The sequence below is a fragment of the Streptomyces sp. ISL-100 genome (assembly GCF_018614615.1).
In the GTDB taxonomy this organism is placed as follows: domain Bacteria; phylum Actinomycetota; class Actinomycetes; order Streptomycetales; family Streptomycetaceae; genus Streptomyces.
In genome coordinates, this window is sequence record NZ_JAGGOK010000057.1 from 20552 (window position 1) to 45673 (window position 25122).

At 69.7% G+C, this 25122-nt stretch carries 24 protein-coding genes; 12 read left to right on the forward strand and 12 right to left on the reverse strand.

Annotation, left to right across the window (positions count from 1 at the left end; all coding sequences use genetic code 11):
- Positions 1-114: 114 nt before the first annotated feature.
- From J7E89_RS25455 to J7E89_RS25475, 5 genes are all read right to left on the reverse strand, one after another.
- Entirely contained in the window at positions 115-1245 is a 1131-nt protein-coding gene (locus J7E89_RS25455; protein WP_214976764.1) for an LOG family protein, read from the reverse strand.
- 93 nt (positions 1246-1338) lie between these two features.
- Positions 1339-2490, reverse strand: a complete 1152-nt coding sequence (locus J7E89_RS25460) for a hypothetical protein (RefSeq protein ID WP_214976765.1) — start codon at positions 2488-2490, stop codon at positions 1339-1341.
- Positions 2472-3209: an ABC transporter ATP-binding protein gene (locus tag J7E89_RS25465; protein WP_214976766.1), complete on the reverse strand. Its 738-nt coding sequence runs from the start codon at positions 3207-3209 to the stop codon at positions 2472-2474. Before J7E89_RS25465 ends, J7E89_RS25460 begins: the two co-directional genes overlap by 19 nt.
- A 238-nt stretch (positions 3210-3447) precedes the next feature.
- Positions 3448-4827, reverse strand: a complete 1380-nt coding sequence (locus J7E89_RS25470; RefSeq protein ID WP_214976767.1) for an aspartate aminotransferase family protein — start codon at positions 4825-4827, stop codon at positions 3448-3450.
- Positions 4812-5318: an Lrp/AsnC family transcriptional regulator gene (locus J7E89_RS25475; RefSeq protein WP_214976768.1), complete on the reverse strand. Its 507-nt coding sequence runs from the start codon at positions 5316-5318 to the stop codon at positions 4812-4814. The genes J7E89_RS25470 and J7E89_RS25475 overlap by 16 nt, the downstream gene beginning before the upstream one ends.
- A 164-nt stretch (positions 5319-5482) precedes the next feature.
- Between J7E89_RS25475 and J7E89_RS25480 the strand changes: the two genes are divergently transcribed.
- The 4 genes from J7E89_RS25480 to J7E89_RS25495 all read left to right on the forward strand — a co-directional run bounded on the left by J7E89_RS25480 (position 5483) and on the right by J7E89_RS25495 (position 9345).
- Complete coding sequence (locus tag J7E89_RS25480; protein WP_214976769.1) at positions 5483-6922, forward strand: gamma-aminobutyraldehyde dehydrogenase; 1440 nt, start codon at positions 5483-5485, stop codon at positions 6920-6922.
- A 95-nt stretch (positions 6923-7017) separates the two neighbouring features.
- Entirely contained in the window at positions 7018-8175 is a 1158-nt protein-coding gene (locus tag J7E89_RS25485) for a spermidine/putrescine ABC transporter substrate-binding protein (RefSeq protein WP_214976770.1), read from the forward strand.
- A gap of 40 nt (positions 8176-8215) precedes the next feature.
- Entirely contained in the window at positions 8216-8779 is a 564-nt protein-coding gene (locus J7E89_RS25490; RefSeq protein ID WP_214976771.1) for an HXXEE domain-containing protein, read from the forward strand.
- A 32-nt stretch (positions 8780-8811) separates the two neighbouring features.
- Positions 8812-9345: a hypothetical protein gene (locus J7E89_RS25495; RefSeq protein ID WP_214976772.1), complete on the forward strand. Its 534-nt coding sequence runs from the start codon at positions 8812-8814 to the stop codon at positions 9343-9345.
- Between the two features lie 19 nt (positions 9346-9364).
- Here J7E89_RS25495 and J7E89_RS25500 read toward each other — a convergent pair whose 3' ends face one another.
- From J7E89_RS25500 to J7E89_RS25520, 5 genes are read right to left on the reverse strand one after another with little or no spacing between them, the layout of a single operon-like run.
- Positions 9365-10483, reverse strand: coding sequence for an NAD(P)/FAD-dependent oxidoreductase (locus J7E89_RS25500; RefSeq protein ID WP_214976773.1), 1119 nt, complete (start codon positions 10481-10483; stop codon positions 9365-9367).
- A gap of 54 nt (positions 10484-10537) precedes the next feature.
- Positions 10538-11437 carry an RNA polymerase sigma-70 factor gene (locus J7E89_RS25505; RefSeq protein WP_214976774.1) on the reverse strand — a complete coding sequence of 300 codons (900 nt, stop codon included), beginning with the start codon at positions 11435-11437 and terminating at the stop codon, positions 10538-10540.
- Positions 11434-11628: a hypothetical protein gene (locus J7E89_RS25510; RefSeq protein ID WP_214976775.1), complete on the reverse strand. Its 195-nt coding sequence runs from the start codon at positions 11626-11628 to the stop codon at positions 11434-11436. The genes J7E89_RS25505 and J7E89_RS25510 overlap by 4 nt, the downstream gene beginning before the upstream one ends.
- Positions 11629-11650: 22 nt before the next feature.
- The gene (locus J7E89_RS25515; protein WP_214976776.1) at positions 11651-12364 is read right to left on the reverse strand and encodes a glycerophosphodiester phosphodiesterase; all 714 of its coding nucleotides are present in this window, start codon (positions 12362-12364) and stop codon (positions 11651-11653) included.
- A gap of 39 nt (positions 12365-12403) precedes the next feature.
- Positions 12404-13429 carry an adenosine deaminase gene (locus J7E89_RS25520; protein ID WP_214976777.1) on the reverse strand — a complete coding sequence of 342 codons (1026 nt, stop codon included), beginning with the start codon at positions 13427-13429 and terminating at the stop codon, positions 12404-12406.
- A gap of 109 nt (positions 13430-13538) precedes the next feature.
- Between J7E89_RS25520 and J7E89_RS25525 the strand changes: the two genes are divergently transcribed.
- The 8 genes from J7E89_RS25525 (at position 13539) to J7E89_RS25560 (ending at position 22418) form a co-directional block, all read left to right on the forward strand.
- Positions 13539-14255, forward strand: a complete 717-nt coding sequence (locus tag J7E89_RS25525) for a DUF4190 domain-containing protein (protein ID WP_214976778.1) — start codon at positions 13539-13541, stop codon at positions 14253-14255.
- A 378-nt stretch (positions 14256-14633) separates the two neighbouring features.
- On the forward strand, positions 14634-16148 hold the full coding sequence (locus tag J7E89_RS25530) for a gamma-aminobutyraldehyde dehydrogenase (protein ID WP_214976779.1): 1515 nt from the start codon (positions 14634-14636) through the stop codon (positions 16146-16148).
- 48 nt (positions 16149-16196) lie between these two features.
- Positions 16197-17444 (forward strand): spermidine/putrescine ABC transporter substrate-binding protein, encoded by a 1248-nt coding sequence (locus J7E89_RS25535; RefSeq protein ID WP_214976780.1) that lies wholly within the window; start codon positions 16197-16199, stop codon positions 17442-17444.
- Between the two features lie 46 nt (positions 17445-17490).
- Complete coding sequence (locus J7E89_RS25540) at positions 17491-18642, forward strand: ABC transporter ATP-binding protein (protein ID WP_214976781.1); 1152 nt, start codon at positions 17491-17493, stop codon at positions 18640-18642.
- On the forward strand, positions 18639-19574 hold the full coding sequence (locus J7E89_RS25545) for an ABC transporter permease (RefSeq protein WP_214976782.1): 936 nt from the start codon (positions 18639-18641) through the stop codon (positions 19572-19574). The genes J7E89_RS25540 and J7E89_RS25545 overlap by 4 nt, the downstream gene beginning before the upstream one ends.
- The gene (locus tag J7E89_RS25550; protein WP_214976783.1) at positions 19574-20380 is read left to right on the forward strand and encodes an ABC transporter permease; all 807 of its coding nucleotides are present in this window, start codon (positions 19574-19576) and stop codon (positions 20378-20380) included. Before J7E89_RS25545 ends, J7E89_RS25550 begins: the two co-directional genes overlap by 1 nt.
- Positions 20381-20401: 21 nt before the next feature.
- Positions 20402-21820, forward strand: a complete 1419-nt coding sequence (locus J7E89_RS25555) for an FAD-binding oxidoreductase (RefSeq protein WP_214976784.1) — start codon at positions 20402-20404, stop codon at positions 21818-21820.
- A gap of 139 nt (positions 21821-21959) precedes the next feature.
- On the forward strand, positions 21960-22418 hold the full coding sequence (locus tag J7E89_RS25560) for a hypothetical protein (protein WP_214976785.1): 459 nt from the start codon (positions 21960-21962) through the stop codon (positions 22416-22418).
- On the opposite strand, the gene J7E89_RS25565 is transcribed toward J7E89_RS25560, so the two are convergent.
- Together J7E89_RS25565 and gabT are read right to left on the reverse strand one after the other, a co-directional pair.
- A complete protein-coding gene (locus tag J7E89_RS25565; RefSeq protein WP_214976786.1) occupies positions 22345-23190 on the reverse strand; it encodes a phosphatase PAP2 family protein in 846 nt (281 codons plus the stop codon). The two genes, J7E89_RS25560 and J7E89_RS25565, sit on opposite strands and share 74 nt — an antisense overlap.
- 94 nt (positions 23191-23284) lie before the next feature.
- Positions 23285-24619, reverse strand: coding sequence for a 4-aminobutyrate--2-oxoglutarate transaminase (gene gabT / locus J7E89_RS25570; protein ID WP_214909415.1), 1335 nt, complete (start codon positions 24617-24619; stop codon positions 23285-23287).
- Positions 24620-25122: the final 503 nt, after the last annotated feature.

Sequence of the window (25122 nt, forward strand, 5' to 3'; positions counted from 1 at the left end):
GTAGCCCGGTGACCCACCCCGTGGCCCGTAACAGGCGGCGGTCACAGCGAACAGCTCAAGGCGGACGGGCTTCGGATCGTCGGATCCCGGGACGGACGGGCGGGCCGGGCCGGGCTACTTGGTCGACAGACGGGCGAGCGCCGCCGGGGCCTCTTCGACGGTGTCGACCAGGGCGATGCGGGATTCCATCGGGCGGCCCTTGGCCAGGGACTGGAGGAGGTGCCAGGTGGGGAGCTTCTGGGTCCAGTGGGCGCGGTTGACGAGGACCATGGGGGTGGGTTCGCCGCGCGACTCGTAGTAGTTGGGCGTCGCGTTGTCGAAGATCTCCTGGACCGTGCCGGCCGCGCCGGGGAGGAAGACGACACCGCCGTTGCAGCGTGCCAGGAGGCCGTCCTCGCGGGTGGCGTTCGCGAAGTACTTGGCGATGTGGCCGGCGAAGGCATTCGGGGGCTCGTGGCCGTAGAACCAGGTGGGGAGGCCGATGGAGTCGCCGCCGGCCGGCCAGCGGTCACGTACGTCGAAGGCGGCGCGGGCCCAGTCGGTGATCGAGGGGGTGAAGGACGGGACCTTGGCGAGGAGTTCGAGGGCCTCGTCGAGTGCGGCGTCGTCCTGGAAGGGGGCCATGTACGCGCCGAAGTTCGCGGCCTCCATCGCGCCGGGGCCGCCACCGGTGGCGACGGTCAGGCCGCTGCGGGCGAGCGTACGGCCGAGGCGGGCGGCGCCGGCGTAGGCGCTGGTGCCGCGGGCCATGGCGTGGCCGCCCATGACGCCGACGACGCGCGCGCCGGCGAGGTGTTCATCGAGGGCGTCGGAGACGGCGTCGTCGTGGATGGAGCGGAGCATCGAGGCGAATATGTCGCCGTCGGCCTTGGTGCGCTGGAACCAGGCGTAGGCGAGGGCGTCGGGCGTGGCGTCGTACCCCGCGTCCAGGTGCTCGAAGAGGGCGCCGGGCGTGTAGAGGAGCCCGCGGTACGGGTCGAAGGGCAGGTCGGGGACGGGCGGGAAGACGAGCGCGCCGTCGGCCCGGACCTTTGCGAGGCCGTCGGGGTGCATGGGGCAGCCGAGGAATACGGCGCCGGCGGTGTCGACGGCGAGGAGGTCGGGCGTACGGGCCGTCAGGTCGACGGCCTGGACCCGGGAGCCGCCGAGCGAGCCGCGCGCGACGGCTTCGTCGAACTCGGCGAGGGTTTCGATCTCGCGATCGTGGGCGGGGTCCTGGGCGTCGTGGTCCGTGAGTTGAGGCACGCGGAAGATGCTAGGGGGTGGGTGGCGCGGGACAGTGGCCCGGGGGCTGGGCCAGGTGGTCACGTGGCCAGGCGGTCAGGGGGGGGCAGGGGGTCACGTGGTCAAGGGGAAGGCTGCCAGGGCTGCCAGGGCGATGGTTACCGGCGTGAAGATCGTGAGGATGGCTGCCGCGCGCAGGGCTGCTGCCGTGCGGAGGGTCTGGGCCGGGGTGCCCAGGCCGGTCAGCGCTTCGGTTGTCGCGGTGCGGGATTGTTTCGCCTCCAGGGTCGCCGTCAGCAGCGTGGCGACCGTGCAGCCCATCACCAGCGCCGCGCCCAGGCCGGCCAGCGGGCCCAAGGGGGGCGGGGCGGCCCCGTGCAGGCTTGCCCCCGCGATCGCCGCGGATGCCACCGCGCACACCACGCCCAGCGGCCGGCCGATGCGGCGGGCTTCGGCCATCAGGACGCGGCCCGCCAGGAGCCGCACCGCACCGGGGCGTACGGACTGCAGAACGCGGCCGGAGAGGTACGTCAGGCCCGGGCCCGCCATGGCCAGGCCGAGGGCGGTGAGGGCCCAGCCGGCCAGGACGCCGGTCGGGACCAACTCCAGGCGGCCCGGCAGCAGGAGGGCGGCCCCGGGCGTGCCGCGGCTCGCGTACGTCTCGACCGCGAGGCCCGCAGCGACCAGGGCCACGCCCCACGGCAGGCCGGTGGGGGCAAGGGGGCCTGAGGGCTGGTCGTCCGGGTGCTTCGGGGTGCGCGGGCGCAGCGACAGGGCGCTCGCCCCCGCCGCCGCGACCGGCACCACGCTCAGCAGGGTGAGCGCGGCGGCCAGCGGCAACGGCTGCCCCGCGGCCAGCAGCTCCGCCTGCGCACCGTCGAACGGCAGGCCGGAGAGGTCGCCGCGCAGGTGGAGGAAGAAGAGGAGGGCGAGCGCGCTGCCCAGGGTGCAGGTGACCGCCGTGGACACGGCCGCGAGCGCCGCCAGGCGGACCGGGCCGAGGCCCACCCCGGAGAGCCCCGCGCGCGCCGGTTTCGTACTCGGGTCGGTACGGGCCACCGCCACCGCGAAGTACACCGTGGCCGCCAGCGGGGGCAGGCACCAGAGCAGGCGCCGCACCGAAGCCGTCGACTGTTCGGGGTGGCCCATGGCGTAACCCAGGGTGCACAGGAGCAGGAAACCCACGCCGCCCGACGCCGCCGCGACCAGCAGACGCCGCAGCAGGACCAGCGGGTGGCTGCCGCGGGCTAGACGGAGAGCGAGCACGCGGCCCGGCCTTCCGCACCGTCGGTGCCGTCCAGTTGTACGGAATTGACGCGGCGCCCGTCGAGCAGCGACACCGTACGGTCCGCGAGCGCCGCCACCTCCGCGTCGTGCGTCGCGAGGAGGACCGTGATGTCGTGCGAGCGGGCCGCGGTGGTGAGCGTACGCAGGACCTGGGCGCGGTCGGTGCGGTGCAGCGACGCCGTCGGCTCATCCGCGAACAGCACCGACGGGGCGCTGACCAGCGCCCGCGCGACGGCGATCCGCTGGCGCTGCGACTGGAGGAGCGCGGCCGGGCGCTTGCGCGCGACCATGCCGATGTCGAGCCGCTCCAGCCACTCCATGGCGGCCTTCTTCGCGGCGCGGTGGGAGGTGCCGTGCAGGAGGAGCGGGAGGGCCGCGTTCTCCCAGGCGTTCAGTTCCGGTACGAGCCCCGGTTCGGGGTCGATCCAGCCGAAGCGGTCGCGGCGCAGGCGCTCGCGCAGGGCCGGGCTCATGGTGTGCACGGGCGCGCTGTTGAACCACACCTCGCCCTGCTGCGGGACCAGCTGCCCGGAGAGGCATCGCAGGAGGGTTGTCTTACCGCAGCCGCGCGGACCGCTGACGGCGAGGATCTCGCCTTCGCGCACTCCCAGCGAGACGCCGGTGAGGGCGGGGGATCCGCCGTGGGAGTAGTGCAGGGAGCGTGCCCACAGCACATCGTTGTCGGGCGGGGCCACCATGGCGTACACCTCACGTCGTCTTGAGTGTCACAGCACGTCTGAGTGTCAGCAGATATCCCGTCCCCCGTATGGGGGAACGAAGACGGGGCCGATCGGTCACTGCACCGTAAGGACGCGAGGCGTGGTGGCGTGGCAAGCGCGCGGCCCGGAGGCATCCGTTCTCACTCGAACGGGCGCATCCGGGCCGCGACTGGGTCATACGATCAGAGCAAGCGGCAGGCCCGCTCCGGCTCCGGGATCAGAGCTTGGTCCAGGCCTCCGTGAGCACCTGACGCAGGATCCCCTCGATCTCGTCGAAGGTCTCCTGGTTGGAGATCAGCGGCGGCGCGAGCTGGACGACCGGGTCGCCACGGTCGTCGGCGCGGCAGTACAGACCGTTGTCGTACAGCGCCTTGGAGAGGAAACCGTAGAGCACGCGCTCGGTCTCCTCGTCCGTGAAGGACTCCTTGGTGACCTTGTCCTTCACGAGCTCGATGCCGTAGAAGAAGCCGTTGCCGCGTACGTCGCCGACGATCGGCAGGTCGTGCAGCTTCTGCAGCGTGCTGAGGAACGCACCCTCGGTGTCGAGGACGTGCTGGTTGAGGCCCTCACGCTCGAACAGATCGAGGTTGGCGATACCGACGGCCGCGGAGACCGGGTGGCCACCGAAGGTGTAGCCGTGCAGGAAGGTGTTGTCACCCTTGTAGAACGGCTCCGCCAGGCGGTCGGAGATGATGCAGGCGCCGATCGGGGAGTAGCCCGACGTCATGCCCTTGGCGCAGGTGATCATGTCCGGCACGTAGTCGAACTTGTCACAGGCGAACATCGTGCCGAGGCGGCCGAAGGCGCAGATCGTCTCGTCCGAGACGAGCAGCACGTTGTACTGGTCGCAGATCTCGCGGACCCGCTGGAAGTACCCGGGCGGCGGCGGGAAGCAGCCACCGGCGTTCTGCACCGGCTCCAGGAAGACGGCGGCGACGGTCTCCGGGCCCTCGAACAGGATCTCCTGCTCGATCTGGTCGGCGCACCAGCGGCCGTAGGCCTCCGGGTCGTCGCCGAAGATCGGGGCGCGGTAGATGTTGGTGTTCGGCACCTTGTGAGCGCCCGGGACGAGCGGCTCGAAGGGGGCCTTCAGGGCCGGCAGACCGGTGATCGACAGGGCGCCCTGCGGGGTGCCGTGGTAGGCGACCGCACGGGAGATGACCTTGTACTTGGTCGGCTCGCCGGTGAGCTTGAAGTACTGCTTGGCGAGCTTCCAGGCGGTCTCGACGGCCTCGCCACCACCGGTGGTGAAGAAGACCTTGTTGAGGTCGCCCGGCGCGTAATTCGCGAGACGCTCGGCCAGCTCGACGGCCTTCGGGTGGGCGTACGACCACACCGGGAAGAAGGCGAGTTCCTGAGCCTGCTTGTACGCGGTCTCGGCGAGCTCGTGACGGCCGTGGCCGGCGTTCACCACGAACAGGCCGGAGAGGCCGTCGAGGTACTTCTTGCCCTTGTCGTCGTAGATGTAGGTGCCCTCACCACGCACGATGGTGGGCACGGGTGCGTTCTCGTAGGACGACATGCGGGTGAAATGCATCCACAGGTGGTCGTACGCGGTCTTGGAGAGGTCCTGGCTCACGACTATCGGGTTCCCCACATATAGGTCTGCTTCTTCAGCTTGAGGTAGACGAAGCTCTCGGTGGATCGCACGCCGGGGAGCGCACGGATCCTTTTGTTGATCACTTCGAGCAGGTGGTCGTCGTCCTCACAGACGATCTCCACCATGAGGTCGAAGGAGCCCGCGGTCATCACCACGTACTCGCATTCGGCCATGGCTGTCAGCGCTTCGGCGACGGGATCGAGGTCGCCCTCGACATTGATGCCGACCATGGCCTGCCGCCGCAGGCCCACGGTGAGCGGGTCGGTGACGGCGACGATCTGCATGACGCCCTGGTCGAGCAGCTTCTGTACGCGCTGGCGTACCGCCGCTTCGGAAAGGCCCACGGCCTTGCCGATGGAGGCGTAAGGACGGCGCCCGTCCTCCTGGAGCTGCTCGATGATCGCCAGAGACACGGCATCGACCGTTGGGGACGAGCCGTTCCCGATTCTGGAATCTGCGCTTCTACTGGCCACGTCTTCACTGTGCACGACGTCTCCGCTGTTCCGCAACCCCAAACCGATGAAATTCGTTGTTTGGGGCATTGGATCTCACTGAATCCGAAGTTCGCGGCGTGCGGGTATGTCGAAAGCGATACCCGAGCGACTAGGGTGGGGATCTCAGTAACCGGACATCTGACAAGGGAGGGGTGGCTGTGACCACCGAACTGCGCCGCCTGCGCAACTACATCGACGGAGAGTTCCGCGAAGCCGCCGACGGGCGGACCATCGACGTGGTCAACCCGGCCACAGGCGACGTGTACGCCACCTCGCCGCTCTCCGGCCAGGAGGACGTCGACGCCGCCATGGCGGCCGCCGCCGCGGCCTTCCCGGCCTGGCGCGACACCACGCCCGCGGAGCGTCAGAAGGCGCTGCTCAAGATCGCGGACGCTTTCGAGGAGCGGGCGGAGGAACTGATCGCGGCCGAGTCCGAGAACACCGGCAAGCCGCTCGGCCTCACGCGTACCGAAGAACTCCCGCCCATGGTCGACCAGATCCGCTTCTTCGCGGGTGCGGCCCGGCTGCTCGAAGGCCGCTCGGCCGGCGAGTACATGGAGGGTCTGACCTCCATCATCCGCCGCGAGCCGGTCGGCGTCTGCGCCCAGGTCGCGCCGTGGAACTACCCGATGATGATGGCCGTGTGGAAGTTCGCCCCGGCGCTCGCCGCGGGCAACACGGTCGTGCTGAAGCCGTCGGACACGACGCCCGCGTCGACTGTTCTGATGGCCGAGATCATCGGTTCGATCGTCCCCAAGGGCGTCTTCAACGTCGTCTGCGGCGACCGTGAGACCGGCCGCGCGATGGTCGAGCACCCGGTCCCGGCGATGGCCTCCATCACCGGTTCCGTACGCGCCGGCATGCAGGTCGCCGAGTCCGCCGCCAAGGACGTCAAGCGCGTCCACCTGGAGCTCGGTGGCAAGGCGCCGGTCGTCGTCTTCGACGACACCGACATCGCCAAGGCCGTCGAGGACATCTCGGTCGCGGGCTTCTTCAACGCCGGCCAGGACTGCACCGCCGCGACGCGCGTGCTCGTACAGGAGTCGATCCACGACGAGTTCGTGACCGCGCTGGCGAAGGCCGCCGCCGACACGAAGACCGGGCAGCCGGACGACGAGGACGTGCTCTACGGTCCGCTGAACAACGCCAACCAGCTCAAGCAGGTCAGCGGCTTCATCGAGCGGCTGCCGGCGCACGCCAAGGTCGAGTCGGGCGGCGAGCGGGTCGGCGACAAGGGCTACTTCTACGCCCCGACCGTCGTCTCCGGCCTCAAGCAGGACGACGAGATCATCCAGAACGAGGTCTTCGGCCCCGTCATCACCGTCCAGTCCTTCACGGACGAGGCGCAGGCCCTGGAGTGGGCCAACGGCGTCGAGTACGCGCTGGCGTCCTCGGTGTGGACCAAGGACCACGCGCGGGCGATGCGCATGTCCAAGAACCTCGACTTCGGCTGTGTGTGGATCAACACCCACATCCCGCTGGTCGCCGAGATGCCGCACGGTGGCTTCAAGAAGTCCGGTTACGGCAAGGACCTTTCGGCGTACGGCTTCGAGGACTACACGCGCATCAAGCACGTGATGACCTCGATCGAGGGCTGATCGGAACCGGCTGATCAGGACGCTGTTCCTGGAGGGCGGGCGATAGACAGACTGTCTATTGCCCGCCCTTCGCGCATGGGACGAGAGTGGGCGACATGAGTGATCTTGGTCGTGTCTCGCGTCGTACGCTGCTCCGCGGATTCCCGGCGGCAGGCGCGCTGGCCGCGCTCACCGGGTGCGGGGTGCCGGCGGCGTACGTCGAACCGGGGGACCGGGCCGCCGCCGACGACCGGTCGGACCGGGACCACAGTCTCCAGTTCGCCAACTGGCCGCTGTACATCGACACCGACGACGAGAACGAGTCGCGGCGGCCCACGCTCGACGCCTTCACCGAGCGGACCGGGATATCCGTCCGCTACACCGAAGAGATCAACGACAACGACGAGTTCTTCGGGAAGATCAGCCCCGCTCTGATGAACCACCAGGAGACCGGCCGCGATCTGATCGTCATCAGCGACTGGATGGCCGCCCGGTTCGTACGGCTCGGCTGGGTCCAGGAGATGGACCGGGCCAAGCAGCCGAACGTCGCCAAGTACCTCGACCCGCAGCTGCGTACGCCCGCCTTCAACGAGGGGCGGCGGCACTCCGTGCCCTGGCAGTCCGGGATCACCGGCATCGCGTACAACCGGAGGAAACTCGGCCACGAGATCCGCTCCACCGCTCAGCTGTGGGCCGACGATCTGCGCGGCAAGTTGACCCTTTTCTCGGGGCTCGACGAGAGCTTCGCGCTGCTGATGCAGGGCAACGGCGCTGATGTCACGCGGTGGACAGCCGACGACTTCCACGCGATGTGTGAGCACGTGGAGAAGCTGGTGCGGCGCAAGCACATCAGGCGCTTCACCGGCAACGACTACATCAAGGACCTGGCGAGCGGCGACGTACTGGCGTGCCAGGCGTACTCGGGCGACGTCATCCAGCTCAAGGCCGACAACCCCGACATCGAGTTCGTGGTGCCGGAGGAAGGGGCGGAGCTCTGGGCGGAGAGCCTGATGATCCCCAACCTCGCCCGCCACAAGCGCAACGCGGAGAAGCTCGTCGACCACTACTACGAGCCCGGGGTCGCGGCGGAGCTTGCGGCCTGGGTCAACTACGTCTGCCCGGTGCCGGCGGCGCGCGACATCCTGGCCTCGGCCAAGGACGAGGAGACCGCCGCACTCGCCGAGGACCCGCTGATCTTTCCCGACGACGCGATGCGCGAGCGGCTGGCGATCGCGCGGGACATCACGGCGGACGAGCGCGTGGGGTTCGCGTAAACCTGGAACTCGATCGTGGGGCTCTAGCAGAATCACGATCATGAGTGATGACCGCGATGGCCTCAACTCCCTGGTGACGTACGGACTGTTCGCCGCCTGGGCCCTGCACGACATCGAGGAGCTCGCGACGCTGCCCGTGTGGATGCGCGAGAACGTGCCACGGCTGCGCAAGCGGTTCCCGCAGGTCCCCGAGCGTATATGGCGGGCCATGGAGTCTGCGGACGAGCGCGAATTCGCCGTCGCCGTTGGCGTGATGGGAACGATCGTCGCCTCGGCCGCCGTCGCCGGCCACCGCTCCGGCGGCCGCTCAGGCTTCTACCAGTCCACGCTGTACGGCTTCGGCCTGCACGGCCTGCTCCACATGGCCCAGGCCGCCGCCGTGCGCGGCTACACCCCCGGCGTCGCCACCTCGCCGCTGCTCGTGGTGCCCTTCTCGTTCTGGGCGCGCGGGCGGCTGCGCCGGGCCGGTGTGCTGCGGCCGACGCGAGCCCGGGACGCCGTACAGGGCCTGGCCCTCGCCGGAGCCGCTACGGCGCTGTCGCACGTCGTGGCGCGGCGAGTGCTCGGGAGGCGGGGGCGGCCGGGGGCGCCGGGGCCGGTGTAAAGAGCAGGTAAATGCGGGCGTACGCTGCGGGCATGAACGAGGCGAACGTCCTTTTGCGGCGCATACGCGTGTGGCTGGTCTTCTTCATCGTCGCTCTCGTGCTGAGCGGTCTGACGGCCTTCCCGCTCGTCACCGAACTCCACTGGCTGGAGAGCCTGCTGAAGAACTCGGCCTCCCCGGTGGCCGAGTTCTTCCCCGGTCTGATGGAGTGGATCGAGCGCGTACGGGCGGGCCTCGACGCCACCGACGCCAAGTACCCCTTCGTCCTGTACGGGACGGACTGGCTGGCCTTCGCGCACCTCGTCATCGCCGTCGCGTTCTACGGTCCGTACCGCGATCCGGTACGCAACATCTGGGTCATCGAGTTCGGGATGATCGCGTGCGCCGGGATCATCCCGCTCGCGCTGATCTGCGGCCCGATCCGGGGCATCCCCTTCTGGTGGTCGGTCATCGACATGTTCTTCGGAATCTTCGGCATCATCCCTCTGTACGTCGTACGCCGGAAGATCAAGCAGCTGGAGGCGCTCACCGCGCCGGTGCGGTTCGCGGTGCCGGCGGCGGTCTGAGCAACCGCTGCGGTCCGATTCAGCGGCGCAGGGCCAGCACCGTGCCGCGCGTAACGGCCTCCTTGAAGCGGGCCGAGGCGCGGCCGGTGAGGACGGCGCCCACCGGGCTGTCGTCGGCGCGGGTGAACTGGGTGAGGCCGTCTCGGCGGCCGAGGCTGATGTTCTGCCAGACGTAGCGCAGCCGCAGCGGCTCAGGGGTGCGGCCGGTGAGTGCGGCGGTCGCGCTGCCCGCGACGTACATACCCATAGGCAGTCCGGTCTGGCAGGACATGCGCGATGCGCTGCCGTCGGGTCCGTACGCCGCCGCCGCGTCGCCCGCCGCGAAGACCTCCGGGTGGGAGACCGAGCGCAGCGTCCCGTCGACCTTGATCAGCCCCCGCGCGTCGACCGCGAAACCGGCCTCGCGCGCCAGATCCGGTACGCGGAAGCCCGCCGCCCAGACGACGGCGTCGGCCGGGATCTCGCCCCCGTCGGCGAGGACCAGGCCGTGCGCGGCGACCTCGCGGACCCGGGCGTGCTCGCGCAGCTCGACCCCGCGCAGCTCCAGCGCGCGGCGGAGATGGCGCCGGCCGCGCTCCGAGAGGCTGGCGCCGAGCTCGCCACCGGTGACCATCCGCACTTTCAGCCCCGGGTAGCTCTCGGCCAGCTCGGTGGCGGCTTCGATGCCGGTCAGGCCCGCTCCGGCGACGGCCACGGCCGCGGCCGACGAGCCGTGGGCCCCGGCCGTCCGCTCGCGCAGGCGCACCGCGTCCTCGTAGGTGGCGACCGGCGTCGCGTGCTCGGCGGCTCCGGGGACGGCGGCGGTGTCGGCGGCGCTGCCCAGGGCGTAGACGAGGGTGTCGTATCCGATGGCGTACGGAGCGGAGTCGACCCGGACCGTACGGCTGGCGGCGTCGATGCCGGTCACCCGGGCGACGACCAGCTCGATGCCCGTACCGGCGAGGAGCCTGCTCAGGGGCAGGTCCCTCAGCCGCTGGCCGGCGGCCAGCTGGTGCAGCCGTACCCGCTCGACGAAATGGCCGGCGGCGTTGACGAGTGTGACGCGTGCGCCGCCGTGGTGGCGCAGCTTGCGGGCCGCGCCCTTTGCGGCGGCCAGTCCGGCGTACCCGGCTCCGAGGACCACGATGTGATGTGTCATGCGCCTTGAACCGGCGAGCGGGCGGTTCCGTGACAGCTCAGGGTGTGAAGCGGATCACCTGAGCTGGGCGGCGGCGAAGGCGAGCTTGGCGGGACTGATGACCGTACGGACACCGCTGACCAGACCGTCGGCGATCTCCGGCACCACGATCGCGAGCAGCGTCTCGCCGACGAAAACGGCCACCGCCGGCTCGCCGTTCGCCTCGACGGACTCGGCTCTGACGTGCGCCGCTTCCGGGCGGGCGCCCAGACCCAGCAGATAACGGAGCACCTTCTCCCGTCCGACGATCGGCCGGCGCGCCGCCGACACCTGACCTCCGCCGTCGGCCCAGGCGACCACGTCGTCGGCCAGCAGCCGCTCAAGTCCGGCCACATCGCCTTCGAGGGTGGCGGCGAAGAAGCTCTCGACGATCTCCCGGCGCCGGTCGTCGTCGACGGAGAACCGGCGCCGCGGACGGCCCAGTTGTGCGCGGGCGCGGCGGTGCAGCTGCCGCGAGTGGGCCTCCTCGATGCCGAGGACTTCGGCGATCTCCCGGTGGCTGTGCCCGAACGCCTCACGCAGGACGAACACGGCGCGTTCGGCCGGGGTGAGGCGCTCCATCAGCGTGAGCAGCGCGAGCGACACGGACTCACGCTGCTCGGCGGACTCCAGCGGTCCGAGGCTGGTGCCCCTGTGGGTGAAGACCGGCTCCGGGAGCCAGGGGCCGACGTACAGCTCGCGCTTGGCGCGGGCGGAGGTGAGCTGGTTGAGGCAGAGATTCGTCATGACCTTGGTCAGCCAGGCGGCCGGTGTGCGGACGGCGCCCCGGTCGGCAGCGCTCCAGCGCAGATACGTGTCCTGCACGACGTCCTCGGCCTCACTCGCAGAACCGAGCATCCGGTACGCGAGCGAGAAGAGCCGAGTGCGGTGCGTTTCGAACTCTGCGGCGGGATCCGCGGCGGGCTCCGTGGTCATGTCCGCAGCATGCCAGGCGGGCCGGTTGGCGGGTCAGGTGGTGGATCGCGAGTCCCGCCGAAGACGATCAGCGAGAAGATCAGCTCGCGCGCCTCGCCCGTGTTCAGCGCCGCCGAGGGGAAGACGACCGCGAACGCCGGCGCGGCGACGGTGTAGAGGGCATGTCGTGCGGATTCTGTCCATCCGGTCATCACGCCGGAACGCTCAACCAGCCTACGTGCGGAGCTTCTTGGCGGCGGCGGTGGCGGCGGTGGTGGTGAGTGCGTGCAGTACGTCGATGCGGTTGGTGGTGATGGAGTCGACGCCGCGGCCGATGAGGCGGCGCATCGTACGCCCGGTGTCGGCGGTCCACGCTGAGACCAGCAGTCCGTCCCTGTGCACGCGGTCCGTGAGGTCGCGGCTGACCAGACCGAAGCGGTAGTTGAGCCAGTGGGGCTTCACCGCGTCGAGCAGCGCCGCGCCCGGCGGGGTGAGGGTCGTCCACGTCATGGCGATCTCGGCGCCCGGGTCGGCGGCGCGCACGGCCAGCATGGCGGAGGTGCCCCCGCAGTAGTACGCGCGCTCGCCCGCCCCGCACTCGTGGACGACGCCGGCCACGGTGCGTACCGACTCGGCGGTGGCGCCCGGCAGGTCGATCATGACGCGGTGGGAGTCGATGGCGCTCAGCGCCTCGCGCAGGGTGGGGACGCCGCCGTGGGTGAGCTCGCGCAGGTCGTGCTCGGTGAGGCGGGCGAGCAGCCGCTCGTGGCCCCAGAGCCGCTTGAGCGAGTCGTCGTGGAGGAGGACGGGGACGCCGTCGCGGGTCAGGCGTACGTCGATCTCCACTGCGTCCGCGCCCCGCTCCACCGCTGAGCGGAGCGAGGCGAGGGTGTTCTCGCGGACTCGGTACGGGTCGCCGCGGTGGGCCACGGCAGTGACGGTGCGCATGGGTATGAGCATGGCCCCATTGTCCGGCGTGCCGATGCGTTACCGCGCGAGCCAGGCCGCTGTGTACGTGCCGATCTCGGCGGCGATCCGGGCCTTGCCCGCCGGGTCGAGGAAGGAGGCCTCCACGGCGTTCTTCGCGAGGTCGGCGACTCCGCGCTCGTCGAGGTTCAGGAGGCGGGCGGCCACGCCGTACTCGCTGTTCAGGTCCGTGCCGAACATCGGTGGGTCGTCGCTGTTGATCGTGACCAGGACGCCTGCCTCCACCATCTCCCTGATCGGGTGCTCGTCCAGCGTGGCCACCGCGCGGGTCGCGATGTTGGACGTCGGGCAGACCTCCAGCGGGATCCGGTGCTCGGCCAGGTGAGCGAGCAGCCGCGGGTCCTGGACGGCGCTGGTGCCGTGGCCGATGCGCTCCGCGCGCAGGTCGTTCAGCGCGTCCCAGATGGTCTCGGGACCGGTCGTCTCACCGGCGTGCGGCACGGAACGCAGCCCCGCCGCGATCGCGCGGTCGAAGTACGGCTTGAACTGCGGGCGCGGTACGCCGATCTCGGGGCCGCCGAGTCCGAACGACACCAGGCCCTCCGGCCGCAGGTCCACGGCCAGCCGCGCCGTCTCCTCCGCCGCCTCCAGACCGGCCTCGCCCGGAATGTCGAAGCACCAGCGCAGTACGGTGCCGAGCTCGGCTTCCGCGGCCTTGCGGGCGTCCTCGATCGCCTCCATGAAGGCCTTCTCGTCGATGCCGCGACGGGTCGAGCTGAATGGCGTGACGGTCAGCTCGGCGTACCGGATGTTCTGCCTGGCCATGTCGCGGGCGACCTCGAAGGTCAGCAGCCGGACGTCCTCCGGGGTGCGGATCAGGTCGACGACGGAGAGGTACACGTCGATGAAGTGCGCGAAGTCGGTGAACGAGAAGTAGTCCGCGAGCGCCTCGGGGTCGGTCGGGACCTTGGAGTCGGGGTGGCGGGCGGCCAGCTCGGCGACGATGCGGGGCGAGGCGGATCCGACGTGGTGCACATGCAGTTCGGCCTTGGGCAGCCCTGCGATGAAGGGGTGCAGATCGGTCATCGGATCCTCCGGTGTACGGGCATTTGGAGCGGCTTCAGGGATCATCGTAGGCGGGCGGTACGGGCCGGAAGCCAGGCCGTAGCATGGCGGAACCACGATGGGGGAGCACATGTCGGACAACGCAAACCACCCTTCGGGCCCGCCGCCCGAGCAGTCGCGGGACCCCTGGGCTCCGCCGGACCAGTCGGCGCAGAAGGTGCCGCTGGACAAGCCGCCGGCCGGGTCTCCCCCGGTGCACGACCAGCAGACGGTCACCTCGATGCCGGCCGCGGATCCGGTACCGGGCTTCGGTCCCACTGCTCCCGGGCAGGGCGCGGTGCCGCCGCCTCCGGCCGCACCGGTGGGTCCGGCGCAGGCGACGCCCGGCCAGTACGGCTACCCGGCGGCGTACGCGACCCCGTCGGCATCGGCTCCGTACAACACCGGCGGCTACCCCGGATATCCCGGGTACGGCGGCCCGGCCGCCTGGACCGGGCAGCATGGTCCCGCGCCGGCGAATGGTTTCGGCATCACCGCGATGGTGCTCGGCATCATCTCCGTGACGTTCTTCTGCGCCTACGGTCTTGGCATCATCCTCGGCATCCTGGCGCTGATCTTCGGCATCCTGGGCCGCAAGCGGGTTACGCGCGGCGAGGCGACGAACAGTGGCATGGCGCTGGCCGGGATCATCCTCGGGGTCATCGGCTTCGTGCTGAGCGCGGCGTTCATCGGGTTCATCGTCTGGGCGGTTGTCCAGGGGGAGAACGGGAGGGACGACCTCGACTCGGAGGAGTACGACCCGTACGCGAACTCGTCGCTGGTGGTCGACGCGGCCGTCCGCGACTAGGGGACGCGGCTCCGCCCCGTTTCTTCTTCCCCCACCCTCCCGAAACTGAGGTGCTGCCCCAGAGCCCGCGGGGTCCGGGGCTTGCCCCGGTTCGGGAAGGGGCGGGGTGGGGGAATGCGCCGCAGGCACCGGTCGCAACGGTCACGTCGGCCGCACCCACCCGCACCCGCCCCCACCTGCGCTTTCGTCCCGCAGCCCCGCCATGCCACGCCGCTTCGAGCCGCGCCACGGACACTCCGTACCGTATTTCCGTCCTGCCTCGACACAGGTCGACCGATTCCGTCGCGTAACCAAAAGGCAACAACGGAATCCCTTGTTGGTGATGGACCACTCTGCCAGGATCGGCACTCAAATCCAGCTGGAGCTACGGAGTGCGTCATGGTCAACCGCTTCCCGGTGCAGGACCGATTCGCGGACGGTGCGCAGTACATCGGCGGACAGCTGCGGGCAGGCACCTCGGGACGTACCCACGCCGTCGTGGATCCCGCGACCGGCGAGAAGGTGTATGAGTACGAACTCGCTTCCACCGCCGACGTCGACGACGCTGTCGCCGCTGCGCGCGACGCTTTCCCCGGCTGGGCCGCCACCACCCCCGGCGAGCGCTCCGACGCGATGCACCGCTTCGCCGCCGTACTCGCCGAGCAGGCCGACGACTTCGCGTACGTCGAGTCGCTCCAGTGCGGCAAGCCGATCAAGTTGTCCACCGAGTTCGACGTGCCGGGCAGCATCGACAACACCGCCTTCTTCGCGGGCGCGGCCCGCCACCTCGAAGGCAAGTCGGCCGGCGAGTACTCCGGCGACCACACCTCGTACGTACGCCGCGAGCCGATCGGTGTCGTAGGGTCCATCGCACCCTGGAACTACCCGCTCCAGATGGCGGCCTGGAAGGTCCTGCCGGCGATCGCGGCGGGCAACACCATCGTCCTGAAGCCCGCCGAGATCACGCCGCTGACGTCGATCATGTTCGCGCAGGCGGCGAAGGAGGCCGGCATCCCGGACGGTGTCGTGAACATCGTCACCGGGGCCGGCAAGGACGCCGGTGAGCACCTCGTCGGGCACCCCGACGTGGTCATGACCTCCTTCACCGGGTCGACCGCCGTCGGCAAGCGCGTCGCCGAGATCGCCACCTCCACCGTCAAGCGCATCCACCTCGAACTCGGCGGCAAAGCACCCTTCGTGGTCTTCGACGACGCCGATCTCGAAGCGGCCGTGAACGGCGCGGTCGCCGGCTCGCTCATCAACACCGGGCAGGACTGCACGGCCGCGACCCGCGCCTACGTCCAGCGCCCGCTGTACGACGCCTTCGTCGCCGGGGTCGCCGAACTGATGGACAGCGTGCGGCTCGGTGACCCCTTTGACCCGTCCACCGACATCGGGCCGCTCATCAGCCACGCCCAGCGCGACCGGGTCGCCGGTTTCGTCGAGCGGGCCCGTGCGTACGCGCGCGTCGTGGCCGGCGGCGAAGCGCCTGGCGGAGACCTCGCCAAGGGCGCGTACTACCGGCCCACCCTCATCGCCGACGCCCCCCAGGACAGCGAGATCGTCCAGGCCGAGATCTTCGGCCCCGTCCTCGTCGTGCTGCCCTTCGACACCGACGAGGAAGGGATCGCGCTCGCCAACGACACCCCGTACGGACTCGCCGCCTCCGCCTGGACCCGCGACGTGTTCCGCGCGAACCGCGCCACCCGCGAGATCAAGGCGGGCTGTGTATGGGTGAACGACCACATTCCGATCATCAGCGAGATGCCGCACGGCGGTTACAAGGCCAGCGGCTACGGCAAGGACATGTCGTCGTACTCCCACGAGGAGTACACGCAGGTCAAGCATGTGATGTACGACAACACCGCGGTCGCCCGCAAGGACTGGCACCGCACGATCTTCGGGGACCGATAAGTACGCCGCACGACCAGCGGCCACACCCACCCGAAAGGGCACTTGCGCATGGAGCAGTACCAGCCCGACAGCCTCTCCGCGGCCCAACTGGCCGCCATGCGACGCAGCATGACCAGCGGCAGGGGTGCCCTCACCCGCCGTTCCATGCTGCGTGCGTCAGGCATCGGCGCGCTCGCGGTCGGCGGTCTCGGCACGCTGAGCGCCTGCGGCATCCCGCCGGCCAAGCGGGAAGGCGACGCGCCGGCCTCCGACGACCACTCGGCCGAGGAGAAGCGGATCAGCTTCTCCAACTGGACCGAGTACATGGACGTCAGCGAGGACGAGAAGAGCCGGCCCACCCTGGAGGCGTTCAGGAAGCGCACCGGGATCACGGTCAAGTACACCGAGGACATCAACGACAACGTCGAGTTCTTCGGGAAGATCAAACCGCAGCTCGCGGCGGGCCAGGACACCGGGCGCGACCTCATCAACGTCACCGACTGGCTGGCCGCCCGGCTCATCAGGCTCGGCTGGGCGCAGAAGCTCGACCCGGCGAACCTGCCGCACGCGTACGCCAACCTGTCGTCGCAGTTCCGGTCCCCCGACTGGGACCCGGGGCGCGCCTACTCGTACCCCTGGACCGGCATCTCCACCGTCATCGCGTACAACAAGAAGGCGACCGGCGGCAGGAAGATCGAGAGCGTCAGCCAGCTCCTCGAGGACCCCAAGCTCAAGGGCAAGGTCGGCTTCCTCTCCGAGATGCGCGACTCCATCGGCATGACCCTCATCGACATGGGCAAGGACCCGGGGAAGTTCACCGACGACGACTTCGACGCGACCGTCGCCCGGATCCAGAAGGCCGTCGACAAGAAGCAGATCCGCCGCTTCACCGGCAACGACTACACCTCCGACCTGAGCAAGGGCGACCTCGCGGCCTGCCTCGCCTGGGCCGGTGACGTCATCCAGCTCCAGGCCGACAACCCGGACATCGAGTTCGTCATCCCGGAGGCCGGCTACATCACCTCCACCGACAACCTGCTGGTCCCCGCCAAGGCGCGGCACAAGGCCAACGCCGAGAAGCTCATCGACTACTACTACGAGCCGCCCGTCGCCGCCCAGCTCGCCGCGTACATCAACTACGTGTGCCCCGTCGAGGGTGTCCGCGAGGAACTGGCGAAGATCGACAAGTCGATGGCCTCCAACACGCTGATCCTCCCCGACAAGGCGATGGCCGCGAAGTCCCGCGCCTTCCGCTCGCTCAGCAGCAAGGAAGAGACGGCGTACGAAGAGAAGTTCGCCAAGCTCATCGGCGCCTGAGCCGCTGTCCGCTTCCGCCCCTCTCACCACCCTGGGACCACACCCCATGACGCAGAAGACAGAAGGCGGCGACGTCCGCCTCTCCGGGATCAGCAAGACCTACGGCTCGTTCACGGCCGTACACCCGCTCGACCTGACCATTCCGCAGGGCTCCTTCTTCGCCCTGCTCGGCGCGTCCGGCTGCGGCAAGACCACGACCCTGCGGATGATCGCGGGGCTTGAGGAGCCGACCACCGGCACGGTCTTCCTCGGCGACAAGGACGTCACCGACCTCCAGCCGTACAAACGCCCGGTCAACACCGTCTTCCAGAGCTACGCGCTCTTCCCGCACCTCAACGTCTCGGAGAACATCGCCTTCGGCCTGCGCCGGCGCGGCATCAAGTCGGTCAAGAAGCAGGTCGACGACATGCTGGACCTCGTCCAGCTCGGCGCCTTCGCCGGACGCAAGCCGCACCAGCTCTCCGGCGGCCAGCAGCAGCGCGTAGCCGTCGCGCGGGCGCTCATCAACCACCCGCAGGTGCTGCTTCTCGACGAGCCGCTCGGCGCGCTCGATCTCAAGCTGCGCCGCCAGATGCAGCTTGAGCTCAAGCGCATCCAGACCGAGGTCGGCATCACCTTCGTGCACGTCACCCACGACCAGGAGGAGGCCATGACCATGGCCGACCAGGTCGCGGTGATGAACGGCGGCCGCGTCGAACAGCTCGGCGCCCCCGCCGACCTCTACGAGAACCCGAAGACGACGTTCGTCGCCAACTTCCTCGGTACGTCGAACCTCATCGAGGCCGAGGTCGTCGAGACGGCGGGCGAGGACACGGTCGTCACCTGCGGTGGCTCCAAGCTCCGCGTCCCGGGCGAGCGTTGTGCGTCACAGCCCCGCACCGGCGGCAAGCTGCTCGTCGGCGTACGCCCGGAGAAGGTCTCGGTCGCGCACGCCGACGACGCGGGCAGCGTCGCGATCGGCCGCAACAAGATCACCGGCCGGATCGTCGCCTCCAGCTTCATCGGTGTCTCGACGCAGTACATCGTCGACAGCCCGGCCTGTTCCGACTTCGAGGTGTACGTCCAGAACATCGAGCGCGACGCGCGGCTGACGCCCGGCGCCGAGGTCGTCATGCACTGGAACCCGGAGCACACCTTCGGTCTGGACGCCGACCAGGACATCGACGCGGGCGTGGAGACGGTGGAGGAGAGCGCGTGAGCGTCACCGACGCGCCGCCCCTGGCGCCCGCACCGGCGGAGGAACCGCCCGCCCCGCGCAAGGCCTCCACCCGCAAGCGGCTCGTACCGTACTGGCTGCTGCTGCCCGGCATCCTGTGGCTGATCGTCTTCTTCGCGCTGCCGATGGTCTACCAGGCGTCGACCTCGGTGCAGACCGGCTCGCTGGAGAAGGGCTTCGAGGTCACCTGGCACTTCCAGACGTACTGGGACGCTCTGAAGGACTACTACCCCCAGTTCATACGGTCGTTGCTGTACGCCGGCACCGCCACCCTGCTGTGCCTGCTGCTCGGCTACCCGCTCGCGTACATGATCGCCTTCAAGGCGGGCCGCTGGCGCAATCTGGTCCTGGTGCTGGTCATCGCGCCGTTCTTCACCAGCTTCCTGATCCGTACGCTCGCCTGGAAGACGATCCTCGCGGACGGCGGCCCGGTGGTCGACGTACTGAACACCCTGCATGTCCTGGACATCACCAGCCTGCTCGGCTGGACCGAGGGCGACCGGGTGCTGGCCACGCCGATGGCCGTGGTCTGCGGCCTGACGTACAACTTCCTGCCCTTCATGATCCTGCCGCTCTACACCTCCCTGGAGCGCATCGACGGCAGGCTCCACGAGGCGGCCGGCGACCTGTACGCCACCCCGGCGACCACCTTCCGCAAGGTGACCTTCCCGCTCTCCATGCCGGGTGTCGTCTCGGGCACACTGCTGACTTTCATTCCGGCGAGCGGCGATTACGTCAACGCCGAACTGCTCGGCTCGACCGACACGAAAATGGTCGGCAGCGTCATCCAGTCGCAATTCCTGCGGGTGCTCGACTATCCGACGGCGGCCGCGCTGTCCTTCATCCTGATGGCGATCGTGCTGGCCATGGTCACCGTGTACATCCGCAAGTCCGGGACGGAGGATCTGGTCTGATGTCTTTGATTCGCTGGATACGACGCAATCTCGTCGTCATCGCCGGGCTGCTGACGCTCGCTTACATGATCCTGCCCAACATCGTCGTGATGGTGTTCTCCTTCAACAACCCGAAGGGGCGCTTCAACTACGCCTGGCAGGAATTCTCCCTGGACGCGTGGAAGGACCCGTGCGGCGTCGCCGACCTGTGCGGCTCGCTCTCCCTCTCGCTCCAGATCGCCGCCTGGGCGACGGTCGGCGCGACCGTACTCGGCACGATGATCGCCTTCGCGCTGGTCCGCTACCGCTTCCGGGCGCGTGGCGCGATCAACTCGCTGATCTTCCTCCCGATGGCCATGCCCGAGGTCGTCATGGCCGCCTCGCTGCTGACGCTCTTCCTCAACATGGGCGCCCAGCTGGGCTTCTGGACCGTCCTCATCGCGCACATCATGTTCTGCCTGAGCTTCGTGGTGACGGCGGTCAAGGCGCGCGTGATGTCGATGGACCCGCGCCTGGAAGAGGCGGCGCGCGATCTCTACGCAGGTCCCGTGCAGACGTTCGTACGGGTGACCCTGCCGATCGCCGCGCCCGGAATCGCCGCGGGAGCGCTGCTCGCCTTCGCGCTTTCCTTCGACGATTTCATCATCACCAATTTCAATGCGGGCTCGACCGTCACCTTCCCCATGTTCGTGTGGGGATCGGCGCAGCGTGGCACGCCCGTACAGATCAACGTCATTGGTACGGCTATGTTCGTCATCGCCGTGCTGATAGTTCTCGGCGGTCAGCTTCTCGCGAGCCGGCGAAAGAACAACGCACAGCCCCAGTAAGTCCTGAAGGAGTTGGAAACCATGGCCCCAGTTGCCATGCGTAGTGCTGCACAATCCCTTTCCGGCGTAAAGCCGGTGTCGTTCTGGCTGGACGACCCCGAAAAGCCCGCACCACAGCCCGCCCTCACCGGCGACGAGCGCTGCGATCTGCTCGTCATCGGCGGCGGATACAGCGGACTGTGGACCGCGCTCCTCGCCAAGGAACGCGATCCCGAGCGGGATGTCGTACTGATCGAGGGGCACGAGGTGGGCTGGGCCGCCTCGGGCCGCAACGGCGGATTCTGCGCCGCCTCCCTCACGCACGGCCTGAGCAACGGCATCTCGCGCTGGCCGGGCGAGCTGGCCAAGCTGGAGGAGCTCGGCGAGCGCAACCTCGACGCGATCGAGGCGGCGGTGGCGGCGTACGGCATCGACTGCGACTTCGAGCGCACCGGTGAGATCGACGTCGCCACCGAGCCGCACCAGCTCGAAGAGCTGCGGGAGATGTACGAAGAGGCACACAGGCTCGGCTTCGGCGACCATCTCGAACTCCTCGACCAGGACGCCGTCCGGGCCGAGGTCGACTCGCCGACCTTCGTCGGCGGGCTGCTCGACCGGCGCGGCGTCGCGATGCTGAATCCGGCGAAGCTGGCGTGGGGGCTGAAGCAGGCGTGCCTCGGTCTGGGCGTACGGATGTACGAGCACACGCGGGGACTGGACCTGGTCTCCGCAGGCGCCGGGATGGCGGTACGCACGCCGTACGGACGGGTCTTCGCCCGCCGGGTGGCGCTGGGCACCAACATCTTCCCGTCGCTGGTCAAGCGCATCCGCCCGTACACCGTCCCGGTCTACGACTACGCGCTGATGACCGAGCCGCTCACCGACGAGCAGCTCGCCTCGGTCGGCTGGAAGAACCGGCAGGGGCTGGGCGACAGCGCGAATCAATTCCACTACTTCAGGCTGAGCGCCGACAACCGCATCCTGTGGGGCGGTTACGACGCCATCTACCCCTTCGGCGGCAAGCTGAGCGCCGAGTTGGACCACCGTCCGCAGACGTACCTCAAGCTGGCCGGGCACTTCTTCCGCTGCTTCCCGCAGCTGGAGGGCGTGCGCTTCAGCCACGCGTGGGGCGGCGCGATCGACACCTGCTCGCGGTTCTCGGCCTTCTTCGGAACGGCGCACGCGGGGAAGGTCGCGTACGCCGCCGGGTACACCGGCCTCGGTGTCGGATCGACCCGGTTCGGCGCGGACGTCATGCTCGACCTGCTCTCGGGCGAGCGGACCGAGCGTACCGAGCTGGAGATGGTGCGCGGCAAGCCGATGCCGTTCCCGCCGGAGCCCTTCGCGTGGGCCGGCATCGGCATCACCAAGTGGTCGCTCGCCCGGTCGGACGACAACGGCGGCCACCGCAACCTGTGGCTGAAGGCCATGGACAAGCTGGGGCTCGGCTTCGACAGCTGAGCGCGCCCGCGCACAACCGCACTTGTGGTGTGAATCCGTTCACCACCACGAGATGGCCCAACCCGCGTAATGATCCCGGCCCAGCCCCCTCTCCCTCGTGAACGCACTGGCTGCGCACACGAATGGAGGCGGGGACACAATGGCCGGCTCGGGGCCCAAGACCGCGGTGGAATGGCTCGTATCGGTGGCACCGGACCCTGACGCCTGCCGGTGGGAATGGGAGCGAAACCCCCTGGGGGTCGCTCTCCTTCCCGCCGGCAGGCGCTGGGACGTCCTGATCCTGCCGGGCGAGCTCGGCTACCCCACGCTCGACATCCTGGCGCGTCTCATCGACCGCCCGGGGCCCGTCCTCGCCGACTTCGGCGATTCCCGCATGGGCTTCTTCGTGCCGCCGGGCACGGTCGGCCGCTGGATCGGTACGGGCGTACGCGGCGCGGGCCGTGGCACCTGGATCGTCGTCCCCTATCCCGGCCGGGCGGCCGGCGGAGTCCGCTGGCTCGTCCTGCCGGACGGCACGGGCACGCTCACTGATCCGGCGCTGCTGGAGCTCGCGATGCACGAGGCGGCGGCCGGTATCGCGCGGGAAGGCGATGGCTGACCAGAACCAGCGAGGGCAGGCAAAGACACCAGCTGCCCACAACGTCCAGCGGCCAGTGGTAGCCGCGCAGGATCAGGCCGGCGCCGGTGGCGAGCGTAAGGACGAGCGCGAGAAGGGGCGGCCACCAGCGGTGGTGGCGTACGTACACCGAGACGAGCAGGGCCGCGCCGCAGTAGGCGACGGCCGCTGTCGCCGCGTGCCCGGACGGGTAGTAGCCGGTCTCCTGCGTGAGCGGCCCGGGGCGGGCGATCCAGGACTTGACCGGGGCCACGAGGGCGGGCACCGCCGCCATGGAGGGCACGGCGGCAGCAGCGGGGGCGCGGCCGCCGCGCCACAGCGTGTACGCGACAGCCGCGGCCAGTACCGGCAGCGCGACGGCCATATTGCCGAGATCGGCGAGGAATTCCGTGAGACCGGTCGGGCCATGGCCCACAACAGCCCGGCCGATGCGCTCGTCAGCGCGGCGCAGGGGGCCGTGGGCCGCGACCTGCCAGGTGATCAGCGCGAAGAGAAGCCCGAAGAGGGCGAGGGGGGCGAAGGCGGCGAAGAGGAAAGCCGGCTGCCCCGGAACAGGGGGGGTAGTTCCGGGGCAGCCGCCCGGACCGGTGTGCCGCGCGCCCCGGGGGGTGTGGGACGGGCGGCGATCCGATCGGTGAGGAGTTCCGGAGCCCGAAGCTCCGGTGGTGTGCGCGACGGCACGACCAGGGCGGGGCAGGGGGTGCCTCGACCTGGAACCGCCCGCAGTCCCCTGCGAGCGGGGTGTTTCTCTCATCTGCAGAAACCGTACGGCAGAGGGTGGGGGACCGACAGGCGGATCGTCATCCCGCCATTGGCCCCCCACCCTTTCTTCACAGGTCACACCCCGGTCACACGCCGGCGAAAGCCGCCTCGATGATGTCCAGACCCTCGTTGAGCAGGTCCTCGCCGATGACGATCGGGGGCAGGAAGCGGAGCACGTTGCCGTACGTACCGCAGGTGAGGACCAGCAGACCCTCGGCGTGGCACGCCTTGGCGAGCGCGCCGGCGGCGGCCGCGTTCGGCTCCTTGGTGTCGCGGTCCGTGACGAGCTCGATGGCGATCATGGCGCCGCGACCACGGATGTCGCCGATGATGTCGAACTTCTCGGCCATGGTGGCGAGGCGCCCCTTCATGACCTCTTCGATCCGCTTCGCCTTCGCGTTGAGGTCGAGCTCCTTCATCGTCTCGATGGAGCCGAGCGCACCGGCGCAGGCCACCGGGTTTCCGCCGTACGTGCCGCCCAGGCCGCCACCGTGCGGGGCGTCCATGATCTCGGCGCGGCCGGTCACGGCGGCGAGCGGCAGACCGCCCGCGATGCCCTTGGCGGTCGTGATCAGGTCGGGGACGATGCCCTCGTCCTCGCACGCGAACCACTGGCCGGTGCGGCAGAAGCCGGACTGGATCTCGTCGGCGACGAAGACGATGCCGTTGTCGTTGGCGAACTTCACGATCGCCGGCAGGAAGCCCTTGGCCGGCTCGATGAAGCCGCCCTCGCCGAGCACCGGCTCGATGATGATCGCGGCGACGTTGTCGGCCCCGACCTGCTTCGTGATCTGGTCGATGGCCTGGGCCGCGGCCTCGGGGCCACAGTTCTCGGCGCCGGTGGGCCAGCGGTAGCCGTAGGCGACCGGGACGCGGTAGACCTCGGGGGCGAACGGGCCGAAGCCGTTCTTGTACGGCATGTTCTTGGAGGTCAGCGCCATCGTGAGGTTCGTACGGCCGTGGTAGCCGTGGTCGAACACGACGACGGCCTGGCGCTTGGTGTACGCACGGGCGATCTTGACGGCGTTCTCGACGGCCTCGGCGCCGGAGTTGAACAGCGCGGACTTCTTGGCGTGGTCGCCCGGGGTCAGCTCGGCGAGCGCCTCACAGACCTCGACGTAGCCCTCGTACGGCGTGACCATGAAACAGGTGTGCGTGAAGTTCTGCAGCTGCGCGGAGGCGCGGCGTACGACGGCCTCGGCGGAGGCGCCGACGGAGGTCACGGCGATGCCGGAGCCGAAGTCGATCAGGCGGTTGCCGTCGACGTCCTCGATGATGCCGCCGTCCGCGCGCGCGGTGAAGACGGGCAGCACGGAGCCCACGCCACCGGCGACCGTGGCGGTGCGCCGGGCCTGAAGCTCGGCCGACTTCGGGCCGGGAATCGCGGTGACGACGCGGCGCTCCTGCGGGATTGCGGTCATGGTGGGGCTCCTGGGGGTATTCCGGACGCTTCTTTACTTCGCAGGCTAGGGGTGGGGGGTGGTACGTGGCATGTTCCGTTCGGGAGAAGTGGAGGCGTGTCGTTGTCCGCGGCGGACATAGAGCGGGCGGGGGCGTGGGCGGCGGCGGTGCCCTGCGGGGCTTTTCCCTACCCCGCCCTTCCCGATTTGCCGCTCAGCGGCAATTTCCCGCTCCACGGCACCCTCCAGCCCCTCCGGCGATTGAGGAGCGGCGCCCGGGGTGGAGCCCCAGTCCGGGAAGGGGCGGGTAGGGGAACAGCCCCGCAGGGCCGGGCGCGTGGGCGGTGAACTGCCCAGCCCGGGGCACTAGATTGAGGCCCTGCGCACACGCTGGTCAGGGGACGAGGGGCAGGGCACCGCATGGACACCGAGGGCACCGGCACACCAGACGCACGCACCACCCACGCCACCTCCGTACCGCGCCCGGCCGGCCCGCCCCCCGCCCCACCCCCCCCCCTACCCCC